This window comes from Nitratireductor indicus C115, from assembly GCF_000300515.1.
Taxonomy (GTDB): domain Bacteria; phylum Pseudomonadota; class Alphaproteobacteria; order Rhizobiales; family Rhizobiaceae; genus Nitratireductor; species Nitratireductor indicus.
Genome location: NZ_AMSI01000011.1, coordinates 168,403 through 191,512, shown reverse-complemented (window position 1 = coordinate 191,512; position 23,110 = coordinate 168,403). Strand labels below are relative to the sequence as shown.

22 protein-coding genes are annotated in these 23,110 nt (G+C 60.1%); 6 read left to right on the top strand and 16 right to left on the bottom strand.

The features are described from left to right. Positions 1–26: 26 nt before the first annotated feature. The 15 genes from NA8A_RS16540 to NA8A_RS16465 all read right to left on the bottom strand — a co-directional run bounded on the left by NA8A_RS16540 (position 27) and on the right by NA8A_RS16465 (position 16,642). On the bottom strand, positions 27–2,075 hold the full coding sequence (locus NA8A_RS16540; RefSeq protein ID WP_040672888.1) for an NADH:flavin oxidoreductase: 2,049 nt from the start codon (positions 2,073–2,075) through the stop codon (positions 27–29). A 229-nt stretch (positions 2,076–2,304) separates the two neighbouring features. After that, positions 2,305–3,087 (bottom strand): amino acid ABC transporter ATP-binding protein, encoded by a 783-nt coding sequence (locus NA8A_RS16535; RefSeq protein WP_009451501.1) that lies wholly within the window; start codon positions 3,085–3,087, stop codon positions 2,305–2,307. Next, a complete protein-coding gene (locus tag NA8A_RS16530) occupies positions 3,071–3,907 on the bottom strand; it encodes an amino acid ABC transporter permease (protein WP_009451500.1) in 837 nt (278 codons plus the stop codon). The genes NA8A_RS16535 and NA8A_RS16530 overlap by 17 nt, the downstream gene beginning before the upstream one ends. Then, positions 3,904–4,650 carry an amino acid ABC transporter permease gene (locus tag NA8A_RS16525; protein WP_009451499.1) on the bottom strand — a complete coding sequence of 249 codons (747 nt, stop codon included), beginning with the start codon at positions 4,648–4,650 and terminating at the stop codon, positions 3,904–3,906. The genes NA8A_RS16530 and NA8A_RS16525 overlap by 4 nt, the downstream gene beginning before the upstream one ends. Positions 4,651–4,696: 46 nt before the next feature. Then, the gene (locus NA8A_RS16520; RefSeq protein ID WP_009451498.1) at positions 4,697–5,554 is read right to left on the bottom strand and encodes a transporter substrate-binding domain-containing protein; all 858 of its coding nucleotides are present in this window, start codon (positions 5,552–5,554) and stop codon (positions 4,697–4,699) included. Further along, positions 5,551–7,140 carry an FAD-dependent oxidoreductase gene (locus NA8A_RS16515; protein ID WP_009451497.1) on the bottom strand — a complete coding sequence of 530 codons (1,590 nt, stop codon included), beginning with the start codon at positions 7,138–7,140 and terminating at the stop codon, positions 5,551–5,553. Before NA8A_RS16515 ends, NA8A_RS16520 begins: the two co-directional genes overlap by 4 nt. Positions 7,141–7,243: 103 nt before the next feature. After that, positions 7,244–8,158, bottom strand: a complete 915-nt coding sequence (locus NA8A_RS16510; protein WP_240532810.1) for a LysR substrate-binding domain-containing protein — start codon at positions 8,156–8,158, stop codon at positions 7,244–7,246. A 719-nt stretch (positions 8,159–8,877) separates the two neighbouring features. Continuing rightward, positions 8,878–9,621: a hypothetical protein gene (locus NA8A_RS16500; RefSeq protein ID WP_009451495.1), complete on the bottom strand. Its 744-nt coding sequence runs from the start codon at positions 9,619–9,621 to the stop codon at positions 8,878–8,880. Continuing rightward, positions 9,618–10,124 carry an RNA polymerase sigma factor gene (locus NA8A_RS16495; protein ID WP_009451494.1) on the bottom strand — a complete coding sequence of 169 codons (507 nt, stop codon included), beginning with the start codon at positions 10,122–10,124 and terminating at the stop codon, positions 9,618–9,620. The genes NA8A_RS16500 and NA8A_RS16495 overlap by 4 nt, the downstream gene beginning before the upstream one ends. Before the next feature lie 469 nt (positions 10,125–10,593). Further along, the gene (locus NA8A_RS16490; protein WP_009451493.1) at positions 10,594–11,499 is read right to left on the bottom strand and encodes a LysR family transcriptional regulator; all 906 of its coding nucleotides are present in this window, start codon (positions 11,497–11,499) and stop codon (positions 10,594–10,596) included. 119 nt (positions 11,500–11,618) lie between these two features. Further along, positions 11,619–12,275 carry an RraA family protein gene (locus tag NA8A_RS16485; protein ID WP_009451492.1) on the bottom strand — a complete coding sequence of 219 codons (657 nt, stop codon included), beginning with the start codon at positions 12,273–12,275 and terminating at the stop codon, positions 11,619–11,621. 12 nt (positions 12,276–12,287) lie between these two features. Further along, positions 12,288–13,520, bottom strand: coding sequence for an aminotransferase class I/II-fold pyridoxal phosphate-dependent enzyme (locus tag NA8A_RS16480; RefSeq protein WP_009451491.1), 1,233 nt, complete (start codon positions 13,518–13,520; stop codon positions 12,288–12,290). Positions 13,521–13,724: 204 nt separating this feature from the next. Then, positions 13,725–15,014, bottom strand: coding sequence for a TRAP transporter large permease (locus tag NA8A_RS16475; RefSeq protein ID WP_009451490.1), 1,290 nt, complete (start codon positions 15,012–15,014; stop codon positions 13,725–13,727). 19 nt (positions 15,015–15,033) lie between these two features. Then, the gene (locus NA8A_RS16470) at positions 15,034–15,546 is read right to left on the bottom strand and encodes a TRAP transporter small permease (RefSeq protein ID WP_009451489.1); all 513 of its coding nucleotides are present in this window, start codon (positions 15,544–15,546) and stop codon (positions 15,034–15,036) included. A 115-nt stretch (positions 15,547–15,661) separates the two neighbouring features. Further along, positions 15,662–16,642, bottom strand: coding sequence for a TRAP transporter substrate-binding protein (locus tag NA8A_RS16465; RefSeq protein ID WP_009451488.1), 981 nt, complete (start codon positions 16,640–16,642; stop codon positions 15,662–15,664). A gap of 384 nt (positions 16,643–17,026) precedes the next feature. Between NA8A_RS16465 and NA8A_RS16460 the strand changes: the two genes are divergently transcribed. The 6 genes from NA8A_RS16460 to NA8A_RS16435 are packed head-to-tail and all read left to right on the top strand — an operon-like array spanning position 17,027 to position 21,647. After that, on the top strand, positions 17,027–17,446 hold the full coding sequence (locus tag NA8A_RS16460) for an acetyl-CoA carboxylase biotin carboxyl carrier protein (RefSeq protein WP_009451487.1): 420 nt from the start codon (positions 17,027–17,029) through the stop codon (positions 17,444–17,446). Positions 17,447–17,468: 22 nt separating this feature from the next. After that, a complete protein-coding gene (gene accC / locus NA8A_RS16455) occupies positions 17,469–18,836 on the top strand; it encodes an acetyl-CoA carboxylase biotin carboxylase subunit (RefSeq protein WP_009451486.1) in 1,368 nt (455 codons plus the stop codon). Beyond that, positions 18,829–19,494 carry a 5-oxoprolinase subunit PxpB gene (gene pxpB, locus NA8A_RS16450; RefSeq protein ID WP_009451485.1) on the top strand — a complete coding sequence of 222 codons (666 nt, stop codon included), beginning with the start codon at positions 18,829–18,831 and terminating at the stop codon, positions 19,492–19,494. The genes accC and pxpB overlap by 8 nt, the downstream gene beginning before the upstream one ends. Further along, a complete protein-coding gene (locus NA8A_RS16445) occupies positions 19,491–20,474 on the top strand; it encodes a 5-oxoprolinase subunit C family protein (RefSeq protein ID WP_009451484.1) in 984 nt (327 codons plus the stop codon). The genes pxpB and NA8A_RS16445 overlap by 4 nt, the downstream gene beginning before the upstream one ends. After that, positions 20,471–20,842: a biotin/lipoyl attachment domain-containing protein gene (locus tag NA8A_RS16440; protein WP_009451483.1), complete on the top strand. Its 372-nt coding sequence runs from the start codon at positions 20,471–20,473 to the stop codon at positions 20,840–20,842. The genes NA8A_RS16445 and NA8A_RS16440 overlap by 4 nt, the downstream gene beginning before the upstream one ends. Before the next feature lies 1 nt (position 20,843). Further along, positions 20,844–21,647 (top strand): LamB/YcsF family protein, encoded by an 804-nt coding sequence (locus tag NA8A_RS16435; RefSeq protein ID WP_009451482.1) that lies wholly within the window; start codon positions 20,844–20,846, stop codon positions 21,645–21,647. Between the two features lie 197 nt (positions 21,648–21,844). Here the strand turns inward: NA8A_RS16435 and lhgO are convergent, their stop codons facing one another. Beyond that, a complete protein-coding gene (gene lhgO, locus NA8A_RS16430) occupies positions 21,845–23,038 on the bottom strand; it encodes an L-2-hydroxyglutarate oxidase (protein ID WP_009451481.1) in 1,194 nt (397 codons plus the stop codon). Positions 23,039–23,110: the final 72 nt, after the last annotated feature.

The window sequence follows — 23,110 nt, the reverse complement described above, 5'->3', positions numbered from 1 at the left end:
CTCGACAGGATCGGCCGCTGAGATATTCAGAGCGCTACACATATGCGCATGGCATCCAGCATGGCGGCGTGAATGTTGCGGCTTGAAACCGCATCGCCAATCCGGTGCAGCTCAAATCCCTCGGCGCGCAGGCCCGGCTGGCGCGTCGCGTGCACCATGGCCTGCAGGTCGCTAACACCGTCATTGGAGGCCCGCCCGCGCAGGCTGAAATAGACATCGTCCATGGGAATGCTGCCCTGTTCGACAATCACATGATCGACCGATATCTCCGTCAGTTCGCGTGAAATTTCGTTGACGAAGCGTGCCAGAAGCCGGTTGTCGTGTCTTTGCACGGACAGCAGCCTGCTTTCGAAGACCGGCCGCACGCCAAGCTGCAGGAACCGCTTCTTCCAGCGTAGCCTTTCTGCATAGGTGAGTTCTTCCGAAAGCTGTGCGTCGATGGAGACAAAGGCGACATCCAGACCGGCTTCACGGGCCAGTTCGGCCGCAAGCGGACCGGGATGCCTGCCGGTTCCGTCATAGACCAGCACATCGCCCTGTAGACGCACCTGGCCTGTCAGGACGTCCCAGCTGTTAAGGCAGAGATCACCCCCCTCGCTCAAGTCCATGAGGGGCAGCCCCCCAGTCGCCATGACGACCACGTCTGGCTCGAGCGCGACAATGTCCTCGCCTTCCATGTAGCTGTTGGTGTGGACCGCAACGCCAAGCCGCGCGAGCTCGGCCTCGCGCCACTCGACAATGCCGATCAGATCGCGGCGCCAGGAGCCCGTTGCTCCGACACGAATCTGTCCGCCGAGTTCGCTACCCGCTTCATAAAGCAATACCTGATGTCCGCGCTCGGCACTGACGCGCGCGGCCTCCAGCCCAGCGGGACCGCCGCCGACGATGACGACCTTGCGCGCGGGACCGTCCGTGCGCCGGATCGTGTGACGCAGCGTCATCTCTCGACCAGTCGCGACATTGTGAAGGCAGGAGGGGCGATAGGGCGACTGGCAATGCGTCGCTCCAACGCAGGGTCTTATCTCCGCCTCGCGGCCGCTCGCCAGCTTGTTGACCAGATGTGGGTCGGCAATCTGGGCACGCGTCATGCCGGCCATGTCGAGCATGCCTTCGGAGACGGCATAGCGCGCCGAAGCGGCGTCGGCGATGCGCGCGGCGTGGAAGACGGGCAACCCCACCTCCTGGCGAAACGCCCCGACCGGCCTCACCCATGGGGCAAGCGGTGACCCCATGCCGGGCATGTTTTCCTCCGCCAGGGCGCGGGTGGTGTCCATCGTCCCGTAGATTGCGTTGAAGAAATCGACCGCTCCCGCATCCTTCAGGATCAGCGCAGCCTTGATGCACTCCTCGAAGGACATGGCCCCATCCGGCCCTTCGTCCACGACGAAGCGCATCCCGACCAGGAAATCATCACCCACTGCCCTGCGGATGGCCTCATGCACCATAAGTGCGAAGCGCAGCCGGTTTTCGAGCGAACCACCGAAGCGGTCTGTCCTGCGGTTGGTCGCCGGTGACAGAAACTGGCCGATGAGATGCCCGCCGGCGAGGGTTTCAATACCGTCAAGGCCTCCTTCCTTGCAGCGTCGGGCAGCAAGAGCGTAGGCGTTCACCACCCGGTCGATGTCGTGCTCATCCATTTCCTTGGGAATGCTGCGATGGAGCGTTTCGCGCACCGGCGAGGGCCCGATCGTCGTCAAACGATCGCCCGCATAGGGATCGCCGCGCCGGCCCAGATGAGAAATCTGGCACATCAGGGCAGCGCCTTCGGCGTGCATACGCTCGCTGAAGCGCTGAAAATGCGGAATGATGGCATCGGTGCCCACATTGAGCTGACGGAAGATGTTGGGGGAATCGATGTCCACATTGGACGAACCGCCGAACATCGACAAAGCCAGGCCCCCGCGCGCCTTCTCCTCATGATAGCGCTGATAGGCCTCGTCCGGCATGCCGCCCACTTCCAGACCGCAGGCGTGGCTGGTGCTCATGATGCGGTTGCGCAATGTCAGACCTTTGATGCGCAACGGCTGCAACAACGGATCCTTGCTGATAATGGTTGTGGGTTGAGGTGTGTTCATCTCGGTCTCCTGCCGAATTTCGGCCAAGCACCAGCCTTCGCGCGAGCGTATCCGTCCGCGCGCAGCCGGCATCGGCCTGCCTGGGTTCCACTCGACAACCCCACTTTCGGGGCCGCTCGTATTCACTTTCTGGGCGGCTCATCGTTTTAGGGAAACGCTGCCTGCCCGACCTCCTTGTGATTCCGCATTTGCGCGGATGCCGGGCGTTTTCGACCGACTACAAATCGCTCTAAAGAATCTGGCTCAGGAACTGCCTCGTTCTGGGATCGCTCGCCTTCGTGAAAAACTGCCGGGGAGGGCCGTGCTCAACGATCACTCCCTGATCCGTGAAATAGACGTGGTCGGCGACCTCGCGGGCGAAGCCCATCTCATGTGTCACCAGAATGCAGGTCATGCCTTCGGAGGCGAGTTCACGGATGGTTAAGAGCACTTCCTTCACCGTCTCGGGATCGAGAGCTGCCGTGACCTCGTCGAACAGCATGACGTCCGGGCGCATGGCGAGACTTCGGGCAATGGCGACGCGCTGCTGCTGGCCGCCGGAGAGCTCGCCGGGATAGGCGTTCTCCTTGCCCTGAAGGCGCACCTTGGCGATCAGGGCACGTGCTCTCTCCTCCACCTCTTTCTTCGGCTCCTTCAGCACGAGAACCGGCGCCATCATGACGTTATCGAGAGCGGTCTTGTGTGGGAACAGGTTGTATTGCTGGAAGACGATACCAACCTTCTTGCGCAGCGTCAGAAGATCGAGCTTCGGATCGTTCACCTCCTGGCCCTCCACCTTGATGGAGCCCTTCTGGATATCGTTCAGACCATTGATGCAACGGATCAGTGTGGACTTGCCCGAACCCGAGGGGCCGATGATGCAGATCACCTCACCCTTGCGGACATCCAGGCTGATGCCTTTCAGGACTTCCACCGAGCCGTAAGACTTGTGCACATCGCACAGGGAGACGATGGGCTGATCGGCGGTCCAGTCGGCGCCCGCAGGAGATTTCGATTTAGTTTGCAACGACATATTTACGCTCAAGCTTCCGGGTCCAGAGTGCGATCGGATAGATGTAGGCGAAGAAGAGGCAGAGCAGAAAAAGGTAGAACGGGAGCAGGAATTCCGGGCGCGCGCCGGCTGCCTCCATCGCCGCCTGCGCATTGCCCACCGCTTCGCGCACGCCGAGGACCGAGGCCATCGGCGTTGCGAGCGCCAATAGGGCGTACCAGTTCATCCATGGCGGGATGGCGCGGCGGATGCATTGGGGCAGGATGATCCAGCGAAGCGTTTGCGCACGCGTGAAGGCCAGGCTTTCGGCCGATTCCCACTGCCCCTTAGGGATGGAATTTACGGCGCCGCGCAAAATCTCGCTGATGTTCGCCATTACCGGTAGCGAGAAGGCGAACGTGGCCTTCACCCAGTCGGGAAGCCTTACGATACCGAGCCCTGGCACCTGCATCTCGAATGGCACCAGGAACATGACCATGAACAGTATGACCAGCCAGGGCGAGTTGCGGAACAGGTGAGTGATGAACCACGCAGGCAGGCTCACCCATCGCGAGTGGCTGATCTGCAGGAGCCCGAGGCCGACGCCTAGAACAGTGGCGCAGGCCATTGCGATGAAGCTCATCAACAGATTCAGCCCGAAACCCTTCAGGATGAATGGCAACCAGATGAAAAGCGTCCCGATGGCGGACGGAATCCGCTGCGTATCCGACTGGGCATGAGCGAGGACGAACGAGCCGAAAAAAGCCAATGCCAGCCAGAGGCCGTGACGCCAGTGCAGCCGCGACGAGAAATGCTCGACGGCGAAGCGGTGGCGGTCGATGCGAAAGGCTCCGTCATTCATTGGCCATACCCCGGCAGGGCGAGCCTGCGCTCGAGGAAATGGAGCCCGGCTGCGAGCAGCGAGACAACCAGGATATAGAACAGAAATAGTAGCAGCATCATTTCCGGGACATTGATGTTGTCGGACCAGACCTGATTGAGCGAATAGGTCACTTCCGGAACGGAAATGACGTAAGCCAGCGAAGTGGTCTTGGCTAGGCTGATCAGGTTGTTGGTCAGCGCGGGCAAGCTGATGCGAAAGGCCAGCGGCAGGGTAACATACGTGTATATCTGCCACTTGCTCATACAGAGGCTTTCAGCGGCCTCCCTTGTGGAATCCGGCACGGCCTCGAGGCCGGACCTGAATATCTCCACATTGAAGGCCCCACCGAATATCCCAAGCGAAATGATCGCCCACGCGAAGGAAGAAATGAGCGGCTGGTAATAGCCGCCCATGTCGACCTGCGGCGTGAACGCGCCCAGGGCGAAGTAGAAGAACAGGAGCTGGATCATGGGTGGTGTGTTGCGGAACGCCTGGATGTAGGCGCCAACCAGTCCGCGAAGGACGGGAGACCGGGCGCTTTGCGCCCAGGCCCCGAACACACCAATCAACAGCGAGGCGACAATCGACCAGAATATCAACTGCAACGATATGGCGATGCCGGACAGGAACCGATCGTACTCGTAAGGGGCGTAGAACACGATGAAGTTCAGGCCCGTGCGCTCGTAGAGATCCTGGAAGAAGGGCGCGATCAACTGGAACATCTCAGCTCCGCAAGCGGTTTTCGTTCAACTTTCCGCGGATCATGGATCAGTTCGCTTCCAGATAGCTCGTATCCCACTTCGCCTTTTCGTTCTGGGCGGCGATCCAGTCCGACGGCTTGACCTTCCATTTCTTTTCAAGCTCGATCAACTTGCCCGATGCCTGCCAGCGATAGGCCATGCCGGTCATGAAAGCGCCAAGCGCCTTGTCCTTTTCCTCGAGCGGAACGGCTGCTGCCCAGGGATTGCTGAAAAGGACGGAAACCGGCATCTCGTAGCCTTCCCATTCGCCGGAGGCGAGATCGGCCATGATGCTCGCATCGTCATAAAGCCAGCCGACGCATTTGCCGGAGCGTAGCGCTTCCTTACCTTCGGTGTTTCCGGTGAAGGCGACAACCTTCGCCTTGTATTCAATCTCCACCATCTTGTTGTAATAGACACCCTGCTTGCCGCAGACCGGTTTGCCGGCAACGTCCTTCCAGTCCTTGATCGCACCTTCTTTCGTAAGAAGCGTGGGACCAGAGCTCCAATAGGCGGGCTCAATCATGCCCACAACCTTGCGGCGCTCGGCGGTGTCGTACATGCCGCCGATAATCACGTCGATCTTGCCCTGCTCCAGAAACTGCATGCGATTGGCGGAGGTGATAATAACCGGCTCGAGCTTGACGCCGAGTGCGTCCGCCACGCTTTGTGCGAGATCGATCTCGATGCCTTGCATGGTGCCGTCCGGTGCAGGGAAAGACCACGGCTTGAAGGCGCCGAGGACGCCGACACGCACTACGCCGCGTTCGAGGATCTGCTGCATGTGTGCATCGGCTGCGTAGGAGCCGCTTGCTGAGACAATGGAGCCTGCAGCAATCGCCAGGGCGAGTACGGCGGTACTTTTCAATGCGGATTTGCGCTTCATGCTTGAACATCTCCCATTTTTGATGTCGTTGCGTTGTTCTGTTCCGGGTCCGATGCGGTGCGAAACACCGTCTTCTGGTATCGGAGGAAATCGTTGACCTCCCGGACGGTTCTCTCCGGCGACCAGCCGGCGAGTTCTGAGACGGCGCCTGCGGCTTCTTCCACGTCCTCGCGTTCCAGATGGCCGCGCCACGCAAGCCCCGTCCTCGTGTAGAGTATTCCCTTCAAATCCCTGGCATGTTCAGTGGCAACCGCGTTGCGGAAACTGGCGGGCCGGTCTGTCGAAATGGGCCTTGCAATACCATGCCCAACGTGCTGCATCTCGCACGGCCTTCCCCGCCAAGCGGAGGAATGCCTGCTCGCGCCGAGATATTTCTCCACCACCGTGCATATCTCCCGTCCCGCGCTGAGATGGGACATAACGGGGCCCGCGGTCATGGCGAACATACCCGGCATACCTGCGCTCGCAAGGTCGTGAATTTCACGCGTGCGGCGCCCCATGGGCTGGCCGGCATCGTGTGTTAGCGGCCTGACACCAGCCCAGGTGAACACCACGTCGCGCCGCGAAAGCTGTAAGCCCGGCAGGAGATGATTAGCCTCGCCGATGAGAAAATCGATGTCTGCGTCGGTTGCCGAGACGTCGCCCGCATCCCCGTCGAAGAGGGTTTCAGTCGGGCCGAAATAGAAAATGTCGTCATGGGAGGGTAGGCAGTAGAAGGGCATTCCGCCGCGGTGCAAGGTAGTGATGCCGAAGCCTTCATAAGCCTTGGGCAACCTTACTGCGATATGGGCTCCTTTCGTTCCTGTGATCAGGCGAGGGGTTGCCGGCCCCTCCGAGCGATCCTTGACGCTGTCGATCCAGGTGCCAGCCATATTGAGAACCACCCTGGCGGAAATCTCCTGCTCGTGTCCGCCGTGCAAATCGATAAGCCGGGCACACCATTTTCCGGCTTGCCTGCGAAGTGAAACGACTTCGCAAAACAATTTGAGATCGGCTCCAATTTGCTCGGCTTCAAGCCCTGTATCAACGCATAGCCGATCCGGCCAATCCATGACGTATTCCCGATAGGTCGCCACCGAGACAAGCTGGTGCCGGTCGCGCAGATGCGCGGCAAACGGCAGATGCCGTTCGAAATCCCTGGTCAGCCGACGATAGGACAAAGGCGGCTTGGAAGGTCCGATGGCACGCAGAAGGATAAATCCCAGGTCGATATGCCAGGCCCTGACGCTGCTGTCGCGATAGACAGGAAAGCACATGGTTATGGGATTGCAGCGCTCGGGAACACTGTCTGCCAATTCGGCGCGCGCCTGCATGGCCGCACGCGCCATGCTCAGTGCACCAGCAAAGCGAAACGGATGGACGGTGAAAGTGCGCACCGGATTGGGCGTCTCAAAGTAGCGTAGTCCGCAATGAAGAATGCGGGAGGAGCGGCTGGAGGCGCCTGACGCGAAATCACCCTTCTCGGCCAGCAGCGTCCGAAATCCCGAACTCACCAGTTCACGCGCTGCGCTCGTCCCGTTGATGCCAGCACCGATCACGAGAACATCGTAATCGCGGCCCTGCGTCTCGGTCGGCTCTGGCGGCATTGGAGACCCGTTCCTGGAGGAGTGACGGCGCCAGTAAAGCGGGAAATTGGCAATGTTCAAAATAGAATTATCGAGGATCAATATGCATAAACTGCATACTGAATCAGAATGGTAGACGCGCGAGAAGCTTGTCTCTCTTGGCCGCCATCAATTCCAGCAAAGCGTCGGCAGCGGGATTGGCGATCCTAGTCTCCGGTCGTATCAGGGCGACGTTGAACGGGATCTTCGGCTCGAATGGGATCAACTTCACGCTTGGGTCCTGCTGCTCTGCGGCTGTGTAAGGATCGATGATCGCGATGCCGATCCCTTGCCGAACCATCTCATAAGCCGAGATCGAGAATGTGGTTTCATAGGCCGCGTCCACCTTGACGCTGCTCGACAGTAGAGCCTGATCGAGAAGATGCCGTGCTGAGACGAAGGACGTCCAGGAAATGAACGGTCCCTGCCGCAGGTCAGCGGGCCCAAGCCGGGTTCGATCTGCCAGGGGATGATCCTTCGGAACAGCGGCTATGTAAGGCGTATTGCTGAACACTTCCGTGCGAAAGCCCGAGCGCCTGAAAGGCGTTTCCGCGAGGCCGAAATCGATTGCCTGGGCGGCCGCCCATTCCTCGATCTTCATCGACATGCGAACGTTCAGCGTGACCTTCGTTTTCGGCCAGTCCTTGCGGAACTCGGCCAGAAGTTGCGGCACATAGCTGATGCCCAGCGCAGGCATGACGGCGATGCTGATCTCGCCTCCTTCCCAGCTTGCCAGGCGGGAGGCAAAATTGCTGAGGGACTCGAGGGAAAGATAGGCGCGCTCGATCTCGTCGAGTAGAAGGTTGGCCGCAGGTGTGGGTGTGACCTGCCCCCTGCGCCGGTCGAATAGCGAAACGCCCAACTCATACTCCAGCTTGTCGAGAAGCCGGCTCACCGCCGGTTGGCTACGCCCCAGGAGTTCGGCGGCACCGCTTACTGTCCCTGTCAGGATGACGGCCCGGAAAGCCGCATAATGCAAAAGGTTCAATGTATGCTTCAAGCGGACCGGTCTCCCGCATCGTGCGGTGCCCTGTGCGACCGCTTGCCAAGCCTCCGACTTTTCCAAAAACTCTGCAAGTCCGCCGCTTCCGCAGCACAGCACAACCTTCAAGGTGCTTTCGGTTTCGAGAAGCTTGGGCATTCGCTCGACGATCTGTTCGAGCACCGGAATTTGCCGGCTTCCCGCCGACCAGGCTACAAAATAGGAAATGTCGATGTAGGGAAGAAAAGGCTATGTGTACAGATACGCCCAAGCCGAATGCATCGTGGGCTGGTCCACGATGGCAGTCCAAGTCCGGCGGGCGCGAATTGGAAGCAATTCAACATCGACGTCTCCATCGTGTTGAACGATGCCTGCTCGACGGGCGCACAGGCCCTGGTCCCCTACGACAGGGGCTCTACAAGCGTCGACACAAGATTGAAAACATGGTCGGAAGGCTAAAGGGCTGGTGGCACATCCATACGCGCTACGATTGCTGCGCTCACACCTTCTTCTTAGCTATGGCGATCGTCGCTACTGTCTTCTTCTGAATATGGATCAATGAGGCTGAGCCTGGAGCATTTTGTAGTCAGGTGAAACTATCTGACGTTCGCATAAATGCAGAAAACAGGGAGATGGGACAGGACAATATCTCTGTGAAACGATGAACCGCTCTATGAGCCGATCCGGCGGTTCACACTTCATTTCCCGGTTTGTAAAAAGCAAGCTGCCATTTGACCTTAGCCGCAAGACGTGGCCCGCGCGGTTGCGTTCTTGAGGGCGATCACCGTGGTTGGCTGAGCCGTCTTGCGCGTTGCCTGCTCCAGATAGGCGGTGATCGCCGCAAATTTTCCTTCATCCATGTCCGTGGCGAACGTCCGGTAGAAACGACCGGGTACTTCCCATTCAGCACTCTGTAGAGCAGGTGCAAAGTAATCGTTTGCCACGCGCCGCTTGCTCGAAAAGACGGTCAGGCGACAGCCTTCGCGACCGGCGAAATGCGCGGCCACGCCATGCGGCAGTTCACGGAGCGCCACAAGCGTCAAATTGGCGGCGGAAAGGTCGGGGAATTGCTCGATCTGCTCCCAGGCAACGGTGTTGAAAACCTCGTCATGTGAAACAAAGGTCTGGGAGGAGAAACTCTCGTGAATGGCCACGGCGCTTTCGGAGGCCAGTATGTTTTGGCGGTTCGCAGGAATGCCTACAAGAAGGGCGATTGCCACAGCACCCGCCAGAGAGCCCACCAGGGTCGAACCGATCCATCCGTGCCAGGCAGGCCGGTTGTCGTTGCTAAGCGAGGGATGCCGTGCCGGCTGCGGCTTTAAGGCCTTAAGGCTGGTGGACACCTCACGGATTTCGGCAAGTGCGGCCTTCAATGCCGGCTCTGCCTCGAGTCGGCGTGAGAACGCTTTGTGATCTTCCGCCATTTCATTGTCGTGAAATGCATTGACCCTGATGAAGTCTTCGTCGGTCAGTTTGCTCATCTGGTCTGCTTTGCCTGTTCTTCATCTTGATCGTTGCCGTTGACGCGGCGCAAAAGCTCTCTCCGGGCTCTGCTGACACGACTCATCACGGTGCCGATGGGTACACTCATGACCTCCGCCGCCTCGGCATATTTGAAACCCATGATATCGATGAGAAACAGCACTTCCCGCGTCTCGGGGGGCAGCCTCTCGAAGGCGAGGCGGATCAGTATGTCGCGGCCTTCGCTGCTTGTTCCGTCGCTTTCATCCATAAGACGTTTTTGCTCTGCGATATATTCACGGCGCACTCGTTTTTTTCTGAGTTCATCATAATGCAGGTTGCGGATCACACGGAACAACCACGGGCGCAGCTCTTCAGTGCGCTCGGGGCGAGTTTCGTGGCGCAGGGTCCGTTCGACAGCGTCCTGCACCAGATCTTCCGGGCTTTCAGCATACCCGCAGATCGAGCGTGCATAAGCACGCAGTTCGGGAAGGAGGAGTTCGATCTGCGAAAGGTGGGTCATAGATTGCCGATCGCGTCCGTCGTGTGCGAGGGTTTCTTCGTTATGCAAGTTTGCACTTAAGTCAGCTTCAATGCACCGCATATCTGACAAATGGCCAGTTCGGTTCTCGATTTGCACGTGTGAGAACACGAAAATGCAGTTTTATCGAGTGGCCAGGCGGGTCACTTCAAGGATGCAATCCGACCGGCGACCTCCAGAAAGCCCGTCAGATGGTAGCGTCGCCTTAACTGTCTTGAGTAGACCGGGACGATAGTCTACCGGCATGACTGAAGCCGCTTCTGCCTGCTACAAACCTTATCGGTTTCCGTTGAGCTTGTACCAGGTCGAGACTGAACCGCCCCGTTTCAGCTTCGTCAGCTTACCGAGACAACACGAAGCCATCTAGGCGATTGGGGGGCGGCAGCAATTATTCCATCCGAAGCTTGAATCTCCCGCAGATCGCGGACGGAGTTCTGAAACGAAACAGACCTCACCGGGATTCTGCGAAGAAGGTGCGGAAGTCGCAGCATTGTTGCGCCATTTCGGCAATGCGCTTCTTGAAATTCGAACTGCGATCATGGCGATAGAGAACCGCATAGCGCACATGCGGCAGTCTGGTTTGCGTGGGAATGTGCTTCAACCTGCCGTCCTGCACGAGTTGCGAGGCTACCGGCACCGGCAGGTAACTCACACCGAGGCCTGAAACCGTGAAGCCGATCTGCGCCAGCATGCTTTCGCAATGGATTGTCTTGGAGGGCGTGATGTTATGCTCGGAGAGCCAGCGGCCATAGACAAGGCCGGTTCCGGATCGTGTGCCTTGAACCAGCATTGTGAAGTTCGAAAGTTCTTTTAACGATAGGGGTTCTTCACCCGTATGCAATTCCGGTACGCCCATCCAGGCATTTTCCACGGCCTTCAGCGGCACCGATACGCAACGCGAATCGTTGAATACGTCCGGAATGACGATCAGGTCGATCGTGTCGTCCATAAGACGATCAAAGAGCGTTGCGCTGAGCTCGACTTCCGGCTCGATGCTGACGCGGGGATACTCTGTCTTGATCTCCTTAACGAGCTGGGGAAGCCAGGTCATGGCGGTCAGCTCCGTGACCCCAAGTCGGAAATGCCGGATCAGGACTTGGCTTGAGCTGATGCGCTCGATGAAATTATCGCGCTCTTCAAGAAGGGACTTGGCGTAATGCAGGATTTCCTGCCCCTTCTCAGTCAGCCGCGCCGTGCGCTTGGAGCGGTCGAAAATCTCGACGCTGAACTGCTGCTCCAGCTCCTGCACCCGCTTCGAGATCGCCGACTGCGTCGTATTGAGGCGGTCGGCAGCGGCTGCAAAGCTCCCGAGCTCGGTGATCCAGTAGATCGCTTCAAGCTGTTTGAAGGTAATCAAGCGGTCGCACTCCCTCTGCCGGCCTTACAGGTCCGGCATACACTCTGCGAATTATCCCGTCACGGGCAAGAGCCCGCCAAGGATATGCTCGCAGAAGGGCGAGCCTTGACATGGTTCGATCAGGCAGCAGGACCGGAGGGCTTGCCATAGGCACCCTTGTAGGTACCTTCGGCAATGCTCTTCATGATCTCGGCTTCCTTTGCTTCCTGCGTGCGCACACGGTTCAGCAGTTCTCCGGCAATCGATTGCGGAAAGGCTACGATCCCGTCCTCATCGCCGACCACGATGTCTCCCGGTTCGATCACGAAGCCTCCGATGGAAACGGGAACATTGATCTCACCTGGACCATTCTTGTAGGGGCCGCGGTGGATGGCCGAGCGGGCGAAGCAGGGAAAGGAGCTTTGTGCGAGTGCGCCAGCGTCGCGGATCGATCCATTGATGACGAAGCCCACGGCTCCGCGCGACGCACCGATGGAGGTCATGATCTCGCCGACCAGTGCACGGTTTTCATGCCCTTCACCATCGACCACGAGGACGTCTCCCGGACGTATCTGGTCCAGCGCCTTGTGAATGAAAAGGTTGTCGCCTGCTGGCACGCGCACGGTCAGGGCCGTGCCTATCATCACTTCGCCCGTCTTGTGGAAGGGGCGCAGCCCGATGGCCCCCGGCACACGCTCAAGATTGTCGCTGATGATCGCCGTAGCGCTGGAGCGAAAGGCTTCGATGGTGGCGGGGTCCGCCTGAGCGGCATTCGGGAAAATACGGTTTCCGATCATGATCCGGGCCTTTCACGCGGTGGCCGACTGGCGGGTTTCGTTGGCAAAAAGCGCTCCGCAGGCGGTGACGACATTGACGCATCCCTGCTCAATGGTTTCCATGCCGGTAGCGAAGGAAAAGCGGATATAGGGCGAGAGCCCGTAGGCGCTGCCATCCACCACCGCGACATTGGCGGCTTCCAGCAGATAGAGAGCCACGTCCGTATCTGACTTGAGAACCTTGCCGGCAGGTGTCGTCTTGCCGATGAGGCCGGCCACGCAAGGGTAGAGATAAAACGCGCCGGAGGGTGCACGTACCTCGAGACCAGGCGCCTGCTTGAGAAGTTCGACCATCCTGTCGCGCCGCTTGCGATAAAGCGCGGTCGCCTCATCGATGCAGCTTTGATCACCGTCGAGTGCAGCGACGGCTGCCGCCTGGCTGATGGAACTGGGACAGGTGGTGCTTTGGCTGAGCAGCTTGGTCATGGCATCGATCAGCGGCTTGGGGCCGACCGCATAGCCGACGCGCCAGCCTGTCATTGCATAGGCTTTGGAAACTCCACTGATAAGAAGCGAGCGCTCGGCGAGATCGGGCGCTACCTCGACAATGCTCGGTGAGCGTTCGCCTTCATAGAAGAGATTTTCGTAAATCTCGTCGGTCATGATCCACACATGCGGATAGCGGCGCAAGACGCCGGCCAACGCGGTGAGTTCCTCGCGGGAATAGAAAACCCCTGTGGGGTTGTTGGGGGCATTGAGCACCAGCCACCGCGTGGCCGGTGTGATGGCCGCTTCGAGCGCTGCCGGAGTGAGCTTGAAGTCATCTTCGGCGTCCGCCGTGACGATCACCGGGCGTCCGCCCTGCAACCCGACGATATCGGGATAGGAAACCCAGTAGGGAGCCGGAACGATGACCTCGACGCTGGCCTCGACAGTGGTGGCGAACGCCTCGTAGATGAGCTGTTTGGCGCCGCAGCCGATGACCACATTCTCTGCCTTGCAGGCAAGGCCCTTCTCGCGGGCGACCTTGCGGGCTACGGCTTCGCGCAGGGCCGGCGTGCCGGCGGATGCGGTGTAGTGCGTGTCGCCGTTCCTCATGGCCGAAATTGCCGCTTCGACGATATGCGGTGGCGTTGGAAGGTCCGGCTCGCCGATGGTGAAATCCAGGATAGTGCGGCCCGCCGCCTCCAGCTCCGTCACCATCTTCTTTGCGGCGATACTCGCCGACGGCTTCAGCATGATGACTCTCTCAGCCAGTTTCAGCATCATTTTCCACACCTCATCGTACGCGCCATGCGGCCTTTAAGGACCATAATCAAGCTAAAGCATGAGCAATAGCGATAATTATTGATGGTTTATCATGAAAATTGAGACTTTATTGGGGGGGGTGTGCTTCCACCATCTTCCGGCATTGGGAAACCGGGTTTCCTGAGCTCGCGGGGCCTTGTCACGCGTGCGCTCCGTGAACGATCAGAGCTTGCCGGGCAGGAAGGTCGCGATCTCCGGAAATGCGGCCAGCAGGAACACAAAGGCGATCATGATGAGAAAGAAGGGAAAGACCGCCTTGGCGATCTGTCCGAGCTTCTCGCCCGTAAGACCCTGGATGACGAAGAGATTGAGACCGACCGGCGGTGTGATCTGCGCCATTTCCACAACGATTACGAGGAAGACGCCGAACCAAATCTTGTCGTATCCCACATTGGTGACCAGCGGCAGCACAATGGGCAGCGTCATGACGATGAGCGACATGCCTTCGAGGAAACAACCGAGCACGATGTAGATCATGACCAGAAGCGCGATGAGCATCATGGGGCTGAGATCGAGTGCATTGATTTGTGCGGAAATCGCCTGCGGCAGGCCGAGATAGACCGCCGCGGTCGAGAGGAACGAGGCCGCCGCAATGATGAGCCCGAGCATGCTCGCCGTGCGCGCCGTGCCGATGCAGGCGTCCGTCACGGCCTTGACGCTGAGCGTGCCTTCCACCGCCATGATGACGAGTGTCGTGAAAACGGCGACGGAGGCGGCTTCCGACGGGCTTGCGAAGCCGCCATACATGGAGCCGAGCAGTACGCCCATCAGGATGAAGAAGGGCAGGAGCGTGGGAAAGGCGCGCAGGCGTTCCTTCCAGATGTTTTCGGAAGAACTCTGCTCGGGTTCATATTGCCGCTTCAGGACGATAGCGCGGATGCCGAGATAGAGCACGAACATGCCCGCCAGCAAGAGGCCTGGCAGAATGCCCGCGGCAAAGAGCTTGAGAACCGAGGTCTGCGCGAGAACGCCGTAGATGATCAGGATCACGCTTGGCGGGATGAGGAAACCCAGCGTGCCGGCTCCGGCCAGCGAGCCCATGACGACCGAGCGTTCATAGCCTCGCTTTTCCAGTTCGCGCACCGTGATGCGGCCGACGGCGCTGGTCGTGGCCGCCGAAGAGCCCGAGATAAGGGCGAAGAAGGTGCAGCCGAGCACGTTCGTATGCAGGAGCCCGCCGGGCAGGCGGCGCACCCACGGTTCGAGCGCGCTGAAAAGCCCGTCGATGAAGCGCGAGCGGAACAGGAGTTCCGCCATGAGGATGAACAGCGGAAGGGCCACCAGTTCCGGCGAGGTGAGCCCGTTCCAGACGGTCTGCGCGAGGACCTTGTCCACCGGCAGGGAGCGGAACAGGCTGAGCCCGCCGATGCCCACGCCCATCAGGGCAAGGCCGACCCAGGCGCCGCTGGTCAGGAGCAGGAGGAAGAGGAGAATCGTCGTGAGAATTGGCATCGTCTCGGTTTCCTTCCGCTCAGTCGGCTCGTGAGGTTTCGTTCCACGGCACCACGAGCGGGCTGCCGATGAGCGCCTGGACGAGACGCAGCGCGAGTTGCAGCGTCAGCATCACGGCACCTGCCGAGACGAAGATGGCCGGAATGACGAGCGGGACATTATTGATCGTGCCGGAAGTGCGCCCCGTGATGCCATATCCCCATGCCAATCCGAAAAGCGCCTTTGTCAGATAGGCGGAGATTGCCAGTCCAACTACAGTTGCCAAGATTTCGAAGAGGCGTGGATTGAGACCGCGGATCAGCGTGACGCGGATATGGCCGTCGGTCCGAAGCGTGAAGGCCGCGCCCAGGAAAATGGCGCTGACATGGAGATAGGAGGCGTATTCCCACACGAAGGGCAGGCTTATGCCGGCTCCGTTGCGCAGGACGATCTCGGCCATCTGCATTATGGCGATAAGCAGGATCGCGCCGCCGGAAAGATAGGCGAGCATGCGGGAAAAGCGATCGACCAGCGAATTGACGGCCTGCCACATCGGTTTCTCTCCTGGAAAGAAGGATGCGAGCGCGAGCTGCCGCAGTCTCGCATGCGGGTGCCCGCCCAGCGGGCAAGAGAACAGCGCCGGCTTTGTTAGCCGGCGCGCTTATTGATTACTGCTTCTGGAATGCTTCGACAACGGCCTTGGCCTTGTCGCCCATCTCGTTAAGGGCGGCCTCGCGCAGTGGCGCGGCGCGCTCGCGCAGTTCCGTGCGGGTCTCCTCGGAGAGCTCGCCGATCACCATGCCGTTATCGGCGAGCGTCTTCATCGCACTGGTGTCGACCTCCTGCGCGGCGGTCCAGAATTCCGGTTCCAGTTTCTCGGCGATAGCCGTAATCTGGCCCTGCTGCTCCTCGCTCAGGGCGTTCCAGGCATCCAGATTGACGCTCACCACATTGGTGTTCCATGTCTGGCGGGTCGGATAGGCGTATTTCAGGAATTCCCAGAACGCGCCGTCGATGGCCGAGGGAGACGAGGTGGCGACGGCATCGATCGCGCCGGCGGCGAGCGACGGTATGACCTCGCCCCAGGGAAGCTGCACCGGCGTCATACCGGCGGCCTGGAAGATCTCCGTCGAGGATTTGTCGTAGGAGCGGATCTTGATGCCGCTCATGTCACCGATGGTGCTGATCTCGGTCTTGGTGAAGATCTGCTGCTGCGGCCAGGGAATGGTAAAGAGCACTTTCTGGTTCGCGGCGCCGAACACCTCGTCCAGAAGCAGCCGGTAGTGCTTCTGGAAGGCGCGCAGCTCGTCGAAGCTGCCGATCAGATAGGGCAGGGATTCAAGACCCATCAGCTTGTTCTCGCCCACCTGCTGGTTGAGCAGCATGTCGCCGATCGGCACCAGGCCATCGCGAACGGCGGAGAACATCTCGGGGCCCTTGAAGCCCAGCGAGCCGCCGGGATGCAGCGTGATCGCCACTTCGCCATTGGTCGCGGCCTTCACCTCGTCTGCGAAGCGCTGTTCGTTCTTGGTAATGTAGTTGTCGGCAGGCCAGGCAAGCGGTAGATCCCAATTGGTCTGCGCCACAGCCGATGTCGCGCCGAGTGCCATCGACGCGGTGAATGCGAGAGAGAGAAGTGATTTGAACATGGATTTCCCCTTTTCTGTGAGAGCCCGTGCAGACGGCAAGGTTTCGCGGAAAGGCCCTTTGTTATCAGCTATTTACAGTTTCATAATTATTCCATACTGAATAGCGATAATAATAGATCGTATTTGATCTCTTTATTTTATGAGTTCGCGGGGTTCTCTGTGCGCAGGCCGCTGCGCGCGCGGGCATGGGGCGGGCATGTTGCAAGGGATGGGCATTCTCCTCGCGTCGGAATTTCCGGGATGTCTTGAGCCGGCAGAGCCGTCGCCGAACCCCGCATTGTCCATTTATCTTTTTTTTGAATGATTCAAAATGCGAATTTATCGCTTTTTTGCGCATCGGCTTTTCGTCATGACTTTCCTTAAAGAACGGGGAGCCGGAAAACCGTGGAACTCGACAGGATCAAGGCTTATGTCGACCTCGTGAGAGGTGGCGGAATAGCCGAATTGGAAATCACCGAAGGCGATAAGAAAATTCGCGTTCTGGCGGAAGCAGGAACGGCCTTATGCGCTCCGAAGCCGAGCGAACCGCCTCCGGCCGCATCCCTGCAGATCGCGACGAACGAGGTCGAGGGGGAAATCGTGCCTGCTCCCATGCTCGGCATCTTTTTCCGTAGGCCCGGTCCCGAGGAAGCGCCCTTTGTCGAGCCCGGCGCATCCGTGGTGAGTGGCCAGGTGCTTGGCATTATCGAGGCGATGAAGACGCTCAATCACGTGACCGCGCCCTACGATGGGGTTGTCGCGGCGATACTGGCCGAGGATGGCGGGAGCGTTGAATATGGATCGCCGCTGTTCCGGTTGTCCTGAAATGAGACCAACGCAGGAAACCATGAGCGCTTCAAGAACCCTGCGCAGCGTGTTGATCGCCAACCGGGGCGAGATCGCATTGCGCATCCAGCGCGCCTGCCGCCTGCTGGGCATCGAGGTCATACAGGTCTATTCCGAAGCCGACCGCGAGGCGCCCTATGTGGGGTTGGCCGATCGGGCCGTCTGCATCGGTCCCGCCGCCCCGGCGAAAAGCTATCTCGATATGTCCGCCATCCTGTTCGCGGCCGAAATGACAGACGCCGATGCCATTCATCCAGGCTATGGCTTTCTGTCCGAGAATGCGCTGTTCGCCCACAAGATCGAGGAGGCGAGGCGCATATTCATCGGCCCTCCGTCATCGGCGATCCGCTGCATGGGCGACAAGATATCGGCCAAGCAGGCCATGATCGAAGCTGCGGTTCCCTGCGTGCCCGGCTCCGAGGGCGCCTTGCCCGAGGACGGTGCGGCCTGCCTCGAGATGGCGCGAGGGATCGGTTTTCCCGTTATTGTCAAGGCGACGGGCGGCGGCGGCGGCCGGGGCATGCGCATCGTGCATCAGGCGGAGGAGCTGCTGGAGGCCATCGCGATTACCCGCGAGGAGGCGCAGCGCGCCTTCGGCAATCCCTCGCTCTATATGGAAAAATTCCTCGAGCGCCCGCGCCACATCGAAATCCAGGTCCTCGCGGATGGGCACGGCAATGCCGTGTGGCTCGGCGAGCGCGATTGTTCCATGCAGCGCCGTCACCAGAAGGTAATCGAGGAAGCGCCCGCACCGGCCGTTCCGCGCGCGCTGCTGGAGCGGGTGGGTGCCCGCTGCGCCGAAGCCTGCCGGCGGATTGGCTATCGTGGCGCGGGCACGTTCGAGTTTCTCTACGAGGATGGTGAACTCTATTTCATCGAGATGAACACCCGGCTCCAGGTCGAGCACACGGTGACCGAAATGGTGACCGGCATCGATCTGGTGGAACAGCAGATCCGCATTGCGCGGGACGAGCCCCTTTCGTTCGGCCAGGAGGATGTCGTCCTTTCCGGTCACGCCATTGAGTGCCGCATCAACGCAGAGAACCCGCGTAGCTTTGCGCCCTCGCCGGGAGAGGTGCGGCGCTGGCATGCGCCGGGTGGTGTGGGCGTTCGTGTCGATTCCCATGTCGTTGCGGGCTATCGAGTTCCACCCAACTACGATTCTATGATTGGCAAGGTGATCGCCCACGGTCGCACGCGTGATGAAGCTCTGGCGCGTTTGCGCGGGGCGTTGCGTGAAATGGTCGTGGAGGGCATAGAAACCAATGTGACGCTGCACCACCGTCTTCTCGAAGATCAAGGCTTTATGGCCGGAGGATGCAACATCCACCATCTGGAGCGCCTTTTGAAAGAGTCGCGGGATGCCTGAAATCTTACCCATGCGGTTCAGCCCCTTCGGCGAGGCAGGGCTCCACTGCGACGCAGCCGGCGCAAGGCTCGATCACGCGGTCCAGGAGCGTATCTGGGGACTTGCCGAGCTTGTCTCCGGCTGGCCGCATCTGCGCGAGGTAGTTCCGGGCATGAACAATCTCCTTCTTGTCTATGATCCCGCCGCCGCAGATTTCGAAGCCATGTGCGCTGCCGTGGAGCAGGCCTGGTCAACTCTGGATGTGGAGCGGCGCGAGGGCCGTATCGTGGAAATTCCGGTCCGCTATGGCGGGGAGGCGGGGATGGACATCGAAGAGGTTGCGCACCATGCCGGCCTGTCGGTCGGCGCTGTGGCCGAACTCCATGCCGCCAGCGAATGCACGGTCTATTGCCTGGGTTCGCAGCCGGGTTTCGCCTATCTCGCCGGCATGGACGAGCGTCTTGCCACGCCGCGCCGCAAGGTGCCACGTACCCGCGTTAAGGCGGGCAGCCTGGTGATCGGCGGCGCACAGACCGGCGTCATCTCCTGCGATTCCCCATCCGGCTGGCATATTATCGGACGCACGGAAACGAAGCTCTTCGACCCGGATCGCGAAATACCGATCCTGCTTGCCCCTGGCGACCGCATCCGTTTCCGCATCGACGAGGTGCGCGCATGATAACGGTGCTCGCCTCCGGACCGATGATCACCCTTCAGGATCTCGGACGCCCCGGATACCGCGCTTCAGGCGTCGGCCTTGCCGGAGCCATGGATCCATTTGCCCTGAGGCTGGCGAACCTCCTTCTTGGGAACGAGCAGGGGGCTGCGGGTATCGAGATCGCCGCCTCCGGCCTATCCATCCGCTTCGAGCGGGATATGGCCTTTGCCATTACCGGCGGCGATTGCGCCGCATGCCTCGATGGCCGTCCCCTCCCGCCCTGGTGGACGATGCGCGGGCGGAAGGGACAAGTACTTGGCTTGTATCCACCGCGCGATGCTTCTTTTGCTTACCTCGCTATTGCCGGTGGTTTCTCCGTTGAGCCTGTCTTTGGTTCCGCAAGTACTGATCTGAAAGGTCGTTTCGGTGGGGTGGAAGGGCGCGCGCTCAAGCCGAATGATCTTTTGAAGGTGAACACCATCGCCAATCCAGCGCCTGCAATGGCCGGTCCCGAGGCCGGTTTCGGTCTTTCACCGAGGCTTTTGGATAAGACGCCGCACGAGCCGGTGAACCTGCGCATCATCACCGCTGCCGAATACGGCGCATTGACGCCGGCAAGCCGGGATGCCTTCTGGGAGAGCATGTGGCGGCTGGAGCGCGACAGCAGCCGCGTCGGCTATCGTCTCGGCGGGCCGGAGCTGCAACTCGACACGCCGATGGAGCTTTTCTCCCATGGCATTCTGCCGGGCGTGGTGCAGCTTCCTCCTTCCGGACAGCCGGTTGTGCAGATGGTCGATGGCAATACCTGTGGTGGCTACCCTAGACTTGGCATGATCATCGCAGCAGATTTGAGGCGTCTTGCCCAGTCGAGGCCCGGCGAAACGGTTCGTTTCGTGGAGGTATCGCAGCGCGAGGCGCTGGCCATCGCGCATGAGGAAGACGCCTTTCTGCGTAAGGTCGCTCATTTCGTATCGCTTGCCGCCATGAGGCCGAAACCGTGAAGCCGTCCGAAATCGCCGAACTCGCGGAGCGCATGCGCGCTGCGGGGGCATATGGGCTTGAGGTGGAGCAGGGCGGCTTCTCGCTCCGCCTGCGGCTGGACAGGGCCTTCCCCGAAAAGGCGATCCCGGCATTCGCCGGGAAGATGCCTGCCGATACCGTTCGGGCTACGGCCCCTGGCCTGTTCCGCGCCGGCGGAGGAGCTTGCGATGGGGCGGCTTCGAGCGGAGATATCGTCGCTTTCATCGATGCCGGCCCGCTGGCACTTCCGGTGGTGGCGAGCCGGGTGGGACGCCTTGGCTCGCCGCTGGTCCACGAGGGCGAAGCGGTGGAGTTCGGACAGGCTCTTTTCGAATATGAGGAGATCTAGAATGCAGAAGATGATCGACATCAATTCGGATCTGGGGGAGGGGTTTGGCCCCTACCGCATCGCAGATGACGAAACGCTTCTGTCCATCGTCTCGTCGGCGAACATCGCCTGCGGTTTTCATGCCGGCGATCCGGTTATCATGGACGAGACCGTGCGGATTGCCATGCGCAACGGCGTGGATATCGGGGCCCATGTGGGCTTTGCCGACCGCATGGGGTTCGGTCGCCGTGCGATCCCTATGGGAAGCCGCGAACTGGAGACCTCGGTTCTTTACCAACTCGGCGCCCTGGAGGCGATTGCGGCGGCCCAAGGGGGCAAGGTCGGCCATGTGAGCGCCCATGGGGCGCTCGGAAACATGTCCCTTGCAGATGCCGATCTGGCCGCTTCGCTGATCCGCGCCTACAAGGCATTTGATCCCGAGATGATCGTGGTGACCTTGCCCAATACGGAGGCTGAGCGTGCTGCGCGCGTGGCGGGAATGCGCGTTGCCTGCCTCTTCCTCGCCGACCGCGCCTATGACGATGCGGGAAAACTCGTGGCCCGCAGCGTGGATGGATCCGTCATCGCAGACCCCGAGGAAATCACGCGGCGCGTGACCCAGGCAATCGTTGAAGGCACGATCGATACGATCAGCGGTAAAACCATTCACACACGGGCGCATTCAATCCTGGTTCATAGCGACACGCCCAGGGCTGTGGACATTGGCCGCTCGATCCGCGCTGCCGTCGAGGCCGCTGGTTTCGCGGTGGCTGGCTTATCGCAACGTCGTCTTCGCGAGGGAAATGATCGATCCTATGCCCAATGAGGCAGACATTGACGGTTTGCTTGAGCCGGGCGCCTACGAGTTGCCGGTCAAACGAGCTGCCAATCTGAACCCAAAGCGAAGTTCTCAAACTGAACAGTCATACCCTGAGAATTGTGGGGCGAGTAGAACTGACCTTTGAAGCCTGAATTGGGAACAGGCCCAAATTCAGGCTTGAGCGCGCCGTGCGGCACATCGGGTCAGGCCGTCTCGGCCAGTCGCCCAACAATCATTTCGGCAATGGGAATGGCCGAAGTCGCGGCCGGAGACGGGGCGTTGCAGACATGCAGCATCCGGTCCGTCTTCACGAAGAGGAAATCGTGAATGAGCGTGCCATCCGGTTGCACCGCCTGGGCGCGGATGCCCGCTTCATGCGGCAGCAGATCCTCGATTTCCAGACTGGGACAATAGGTCCGGCAGGCATCGAGATAGCCGCGCTTCCAAAGTGAATTGCGCATTTCCGTGACGGCGGATTTCCTGTGTGCGAGAACCGTCTTCCAGAACCCCTTGAAGAACGCATAATCGGCAACATCGCCCAGATTGAGCGAGAAACGCGGATACCCCTCGCGGGCAAAGCCGATCACCGCGTTCGGCCCGAGCGTCACGCTGCCGTCGATCATGCGGGTGAGATGGACGCCCAGAAAGGGAAGGGCAGGATCTGGAATGGGGTAGATCAGGTGCTTGACGATGTCGTTCTTCGCTGGGGGAAGGCGGTAATATTCTCCCCTGAACGGCACGATACGATGTTCGATCTCAAGCCCTGCCAGAACGGCGAGGCGGTCCGACTGGAGTCCGGCACAGGCAACGAGCTTCTTCGCACGCCAGTTCTCGCCCTCGGAGGCAATGTCGACTGCATCGACGGCTTCGCGTATGCCCGTCACGCGTGTCGAGAGGCGGATGTCGCCCCCGAGCGCCTCGATCCGCCGCCCCATCGCCTGGCAGACCTGCGCATAGCTGACGATGCCGGTTGCCGGCACGAAAAGGGCGCCGAGACCGCTGATATTGGGCTCGCGTTCCCGCAATTCGCCCTGGCTCACCCTGTGAACCTCGATTGTGTTCTGCTTGGAACGTTCGAAAAGAGCATCCATGCGCTGCATTTCGATGTCGGATGTCGCAACCAGCAGTTTTCCGCACACCTCGAAGGGAATGTCGTTTTCCGCGCAGAACTGCTTGGTTGCTTCGGCTCCCTTGCGGCAGAGTTCCGCTTTCAGGCTGCCTGGCGGGTAATAGATGCCTGCATGGATGACGCCGCTATTGTGCCCGGTCTGGTGTTTGCCGAGCGCATCTTCTTTTTCCAGAAGTATCAGGCTGCATCCGGGATTGTCTTCCAGAAGGCGCATGGCGGTGGCAAGGCCGACGATGCCGCCGCCGATGACGCAGTAGTCGTGAATCATATGATATGCCCCATTTTCCCGGAGTATGCGTTTTCCGCAGCGCTCCCGCCATAGCCGTTTGAAATTCCAAGG

What these genes read in the sequence shown, in the direction of transcription:
- NA8A_RS16540 (WP_040672888.1), bottom strand. Translation starts at nt 2,075, where the DNA reads ATGAACACACCTCAACCCACAACCATTATCAGCAAGGATCCGTTGTTG.
- NA8A_RS16535 (WP_009451501.1), bottom strand. Translation starts at nt 3,087, where the DNA reads ATGTCGTTGCAAACTAAATCGAAATCTCCTGCGGGCGCCGACTGGACC.
- NA8A_RS16530 (WP_009451500.1), bottom strand. Translation starts at nt 3,907, where the DNA reads ATGAATGACGGAGCCTTTCGCATCGACCGCCACCGCTTCGCCGTCGAG.
- NA8A_RS16525 (WP_009451499.1), bottom strand. Translation starts at nt 4,650, where the DNA reads ATGTTCCAGTTGATCGCGCCCTTCTTCCAGGATCTCTACGAGCGCACG.
- NA8A_RS16520 (WP_009451498.1), bottom strand. Translation starts at nt 5,554, where the DNA reads ATGAAGCGCAAATCCGCATTGAAAAGTACCGCCGTACTCGCCCTGGCG.
- NA8A_RS16515 (WP_009451497.1), bottom strand. Translation starts at nt 7,140, where the DNA reads ATGCCGCCAGAGCCGACCGAGACGCAGGGCCGCGATTACGATGTTCTC.
- NA8A_RS16500 (WP_009451495.1), bottom strand. Translation starts at nt 9,621, where the DNA reads ATGAGCAAACTGACCGACGAAGACTTCATCAGGGTCAATGCATTTCAC.
- NA8A_RS16495 (WP_009451494.1), bottom strand. Translation starts at nt 10,124, where the DNA reads ATGACCCACCTTTCGCAGATCGAACTCCTCCTTCCCGAACTGCGTGCT.
- NA8A_RS16485 (WP_009451492.1), bottom strand. Translation starts at nt 12,275, where the DNA reads ATGATCGGAAACCGTATTTTCCCGAATGCCGCTCAGGCGGACCCCGCC.
- NA8A_RS16480 (WP_009451491.1), bottom strand. Translation starts at nt 13,520, where the DNA reads ATGCTGAAACTGGCTGAGAGAGTCATCATGCTGAAGCCGTCGGCGAGT.
- NA8A_RS16475 (WP_009451490.1), bottom strand. Translation starts at nt 15,014, where the DNA reads ATGCCAATTCTCACGACGATTCTCCTCTTCCTCCTGCTCCTGACCAGC.
- NA8A_RS16470 (WP_009451489.1), bottom strand. Translation starts at nt 15,546, where the DNA reads ATGTGGCAGGCCGTCAATTCGCTGGTCGATCGCTTTTCCCGCATGCTC.
- NA8A_RS16465 (WP_009451488.1), bottom strand. Translation starts at nt 16,642, where the DNA reads ATGTTCAAATCACTTCTCTCTCTCGCATTCACCGCGTCGATGGCACTC.
- accC (WP_009451486.1), top strand. Translation starts at nt 17,469, where the DNA reads ATGAGCGCTTCAAGAACCCTGCGCAGCGTGTTGATCGCCAACCGGGGC.
- pxpB (WP_009451485.1), top strand. Translation starts at nt 18,829, where the DNA reads ATGCCTGAAATCTTACCCATGCGGTTCAGCCCCTTCGGCGAGGCAGGG.
- NA8A_RS16445 (WP_009451484.1), top strand. Translation starts at nt 19,491, where the DNA reads ATGATAACGGTGCTCGCCTCCGGACCGATGATCACCCTTCAGGATCTC.
- NA8A_RS16435 (WP_009451482.1), top strand. Translation starts at nt 20,844, where the DNA reads ATGCAGAAGATGATCGACATCAATTCGGATCTGGGGGAGGGGTTTGGC.
- lhgO (WP_009451481.1), bottom strand. Translation starts at nt 23,038, where the DNA reads ATGATTCACGACTACTGCGTCATCGGCGGCGGCATCGTCGGCCTTGCC.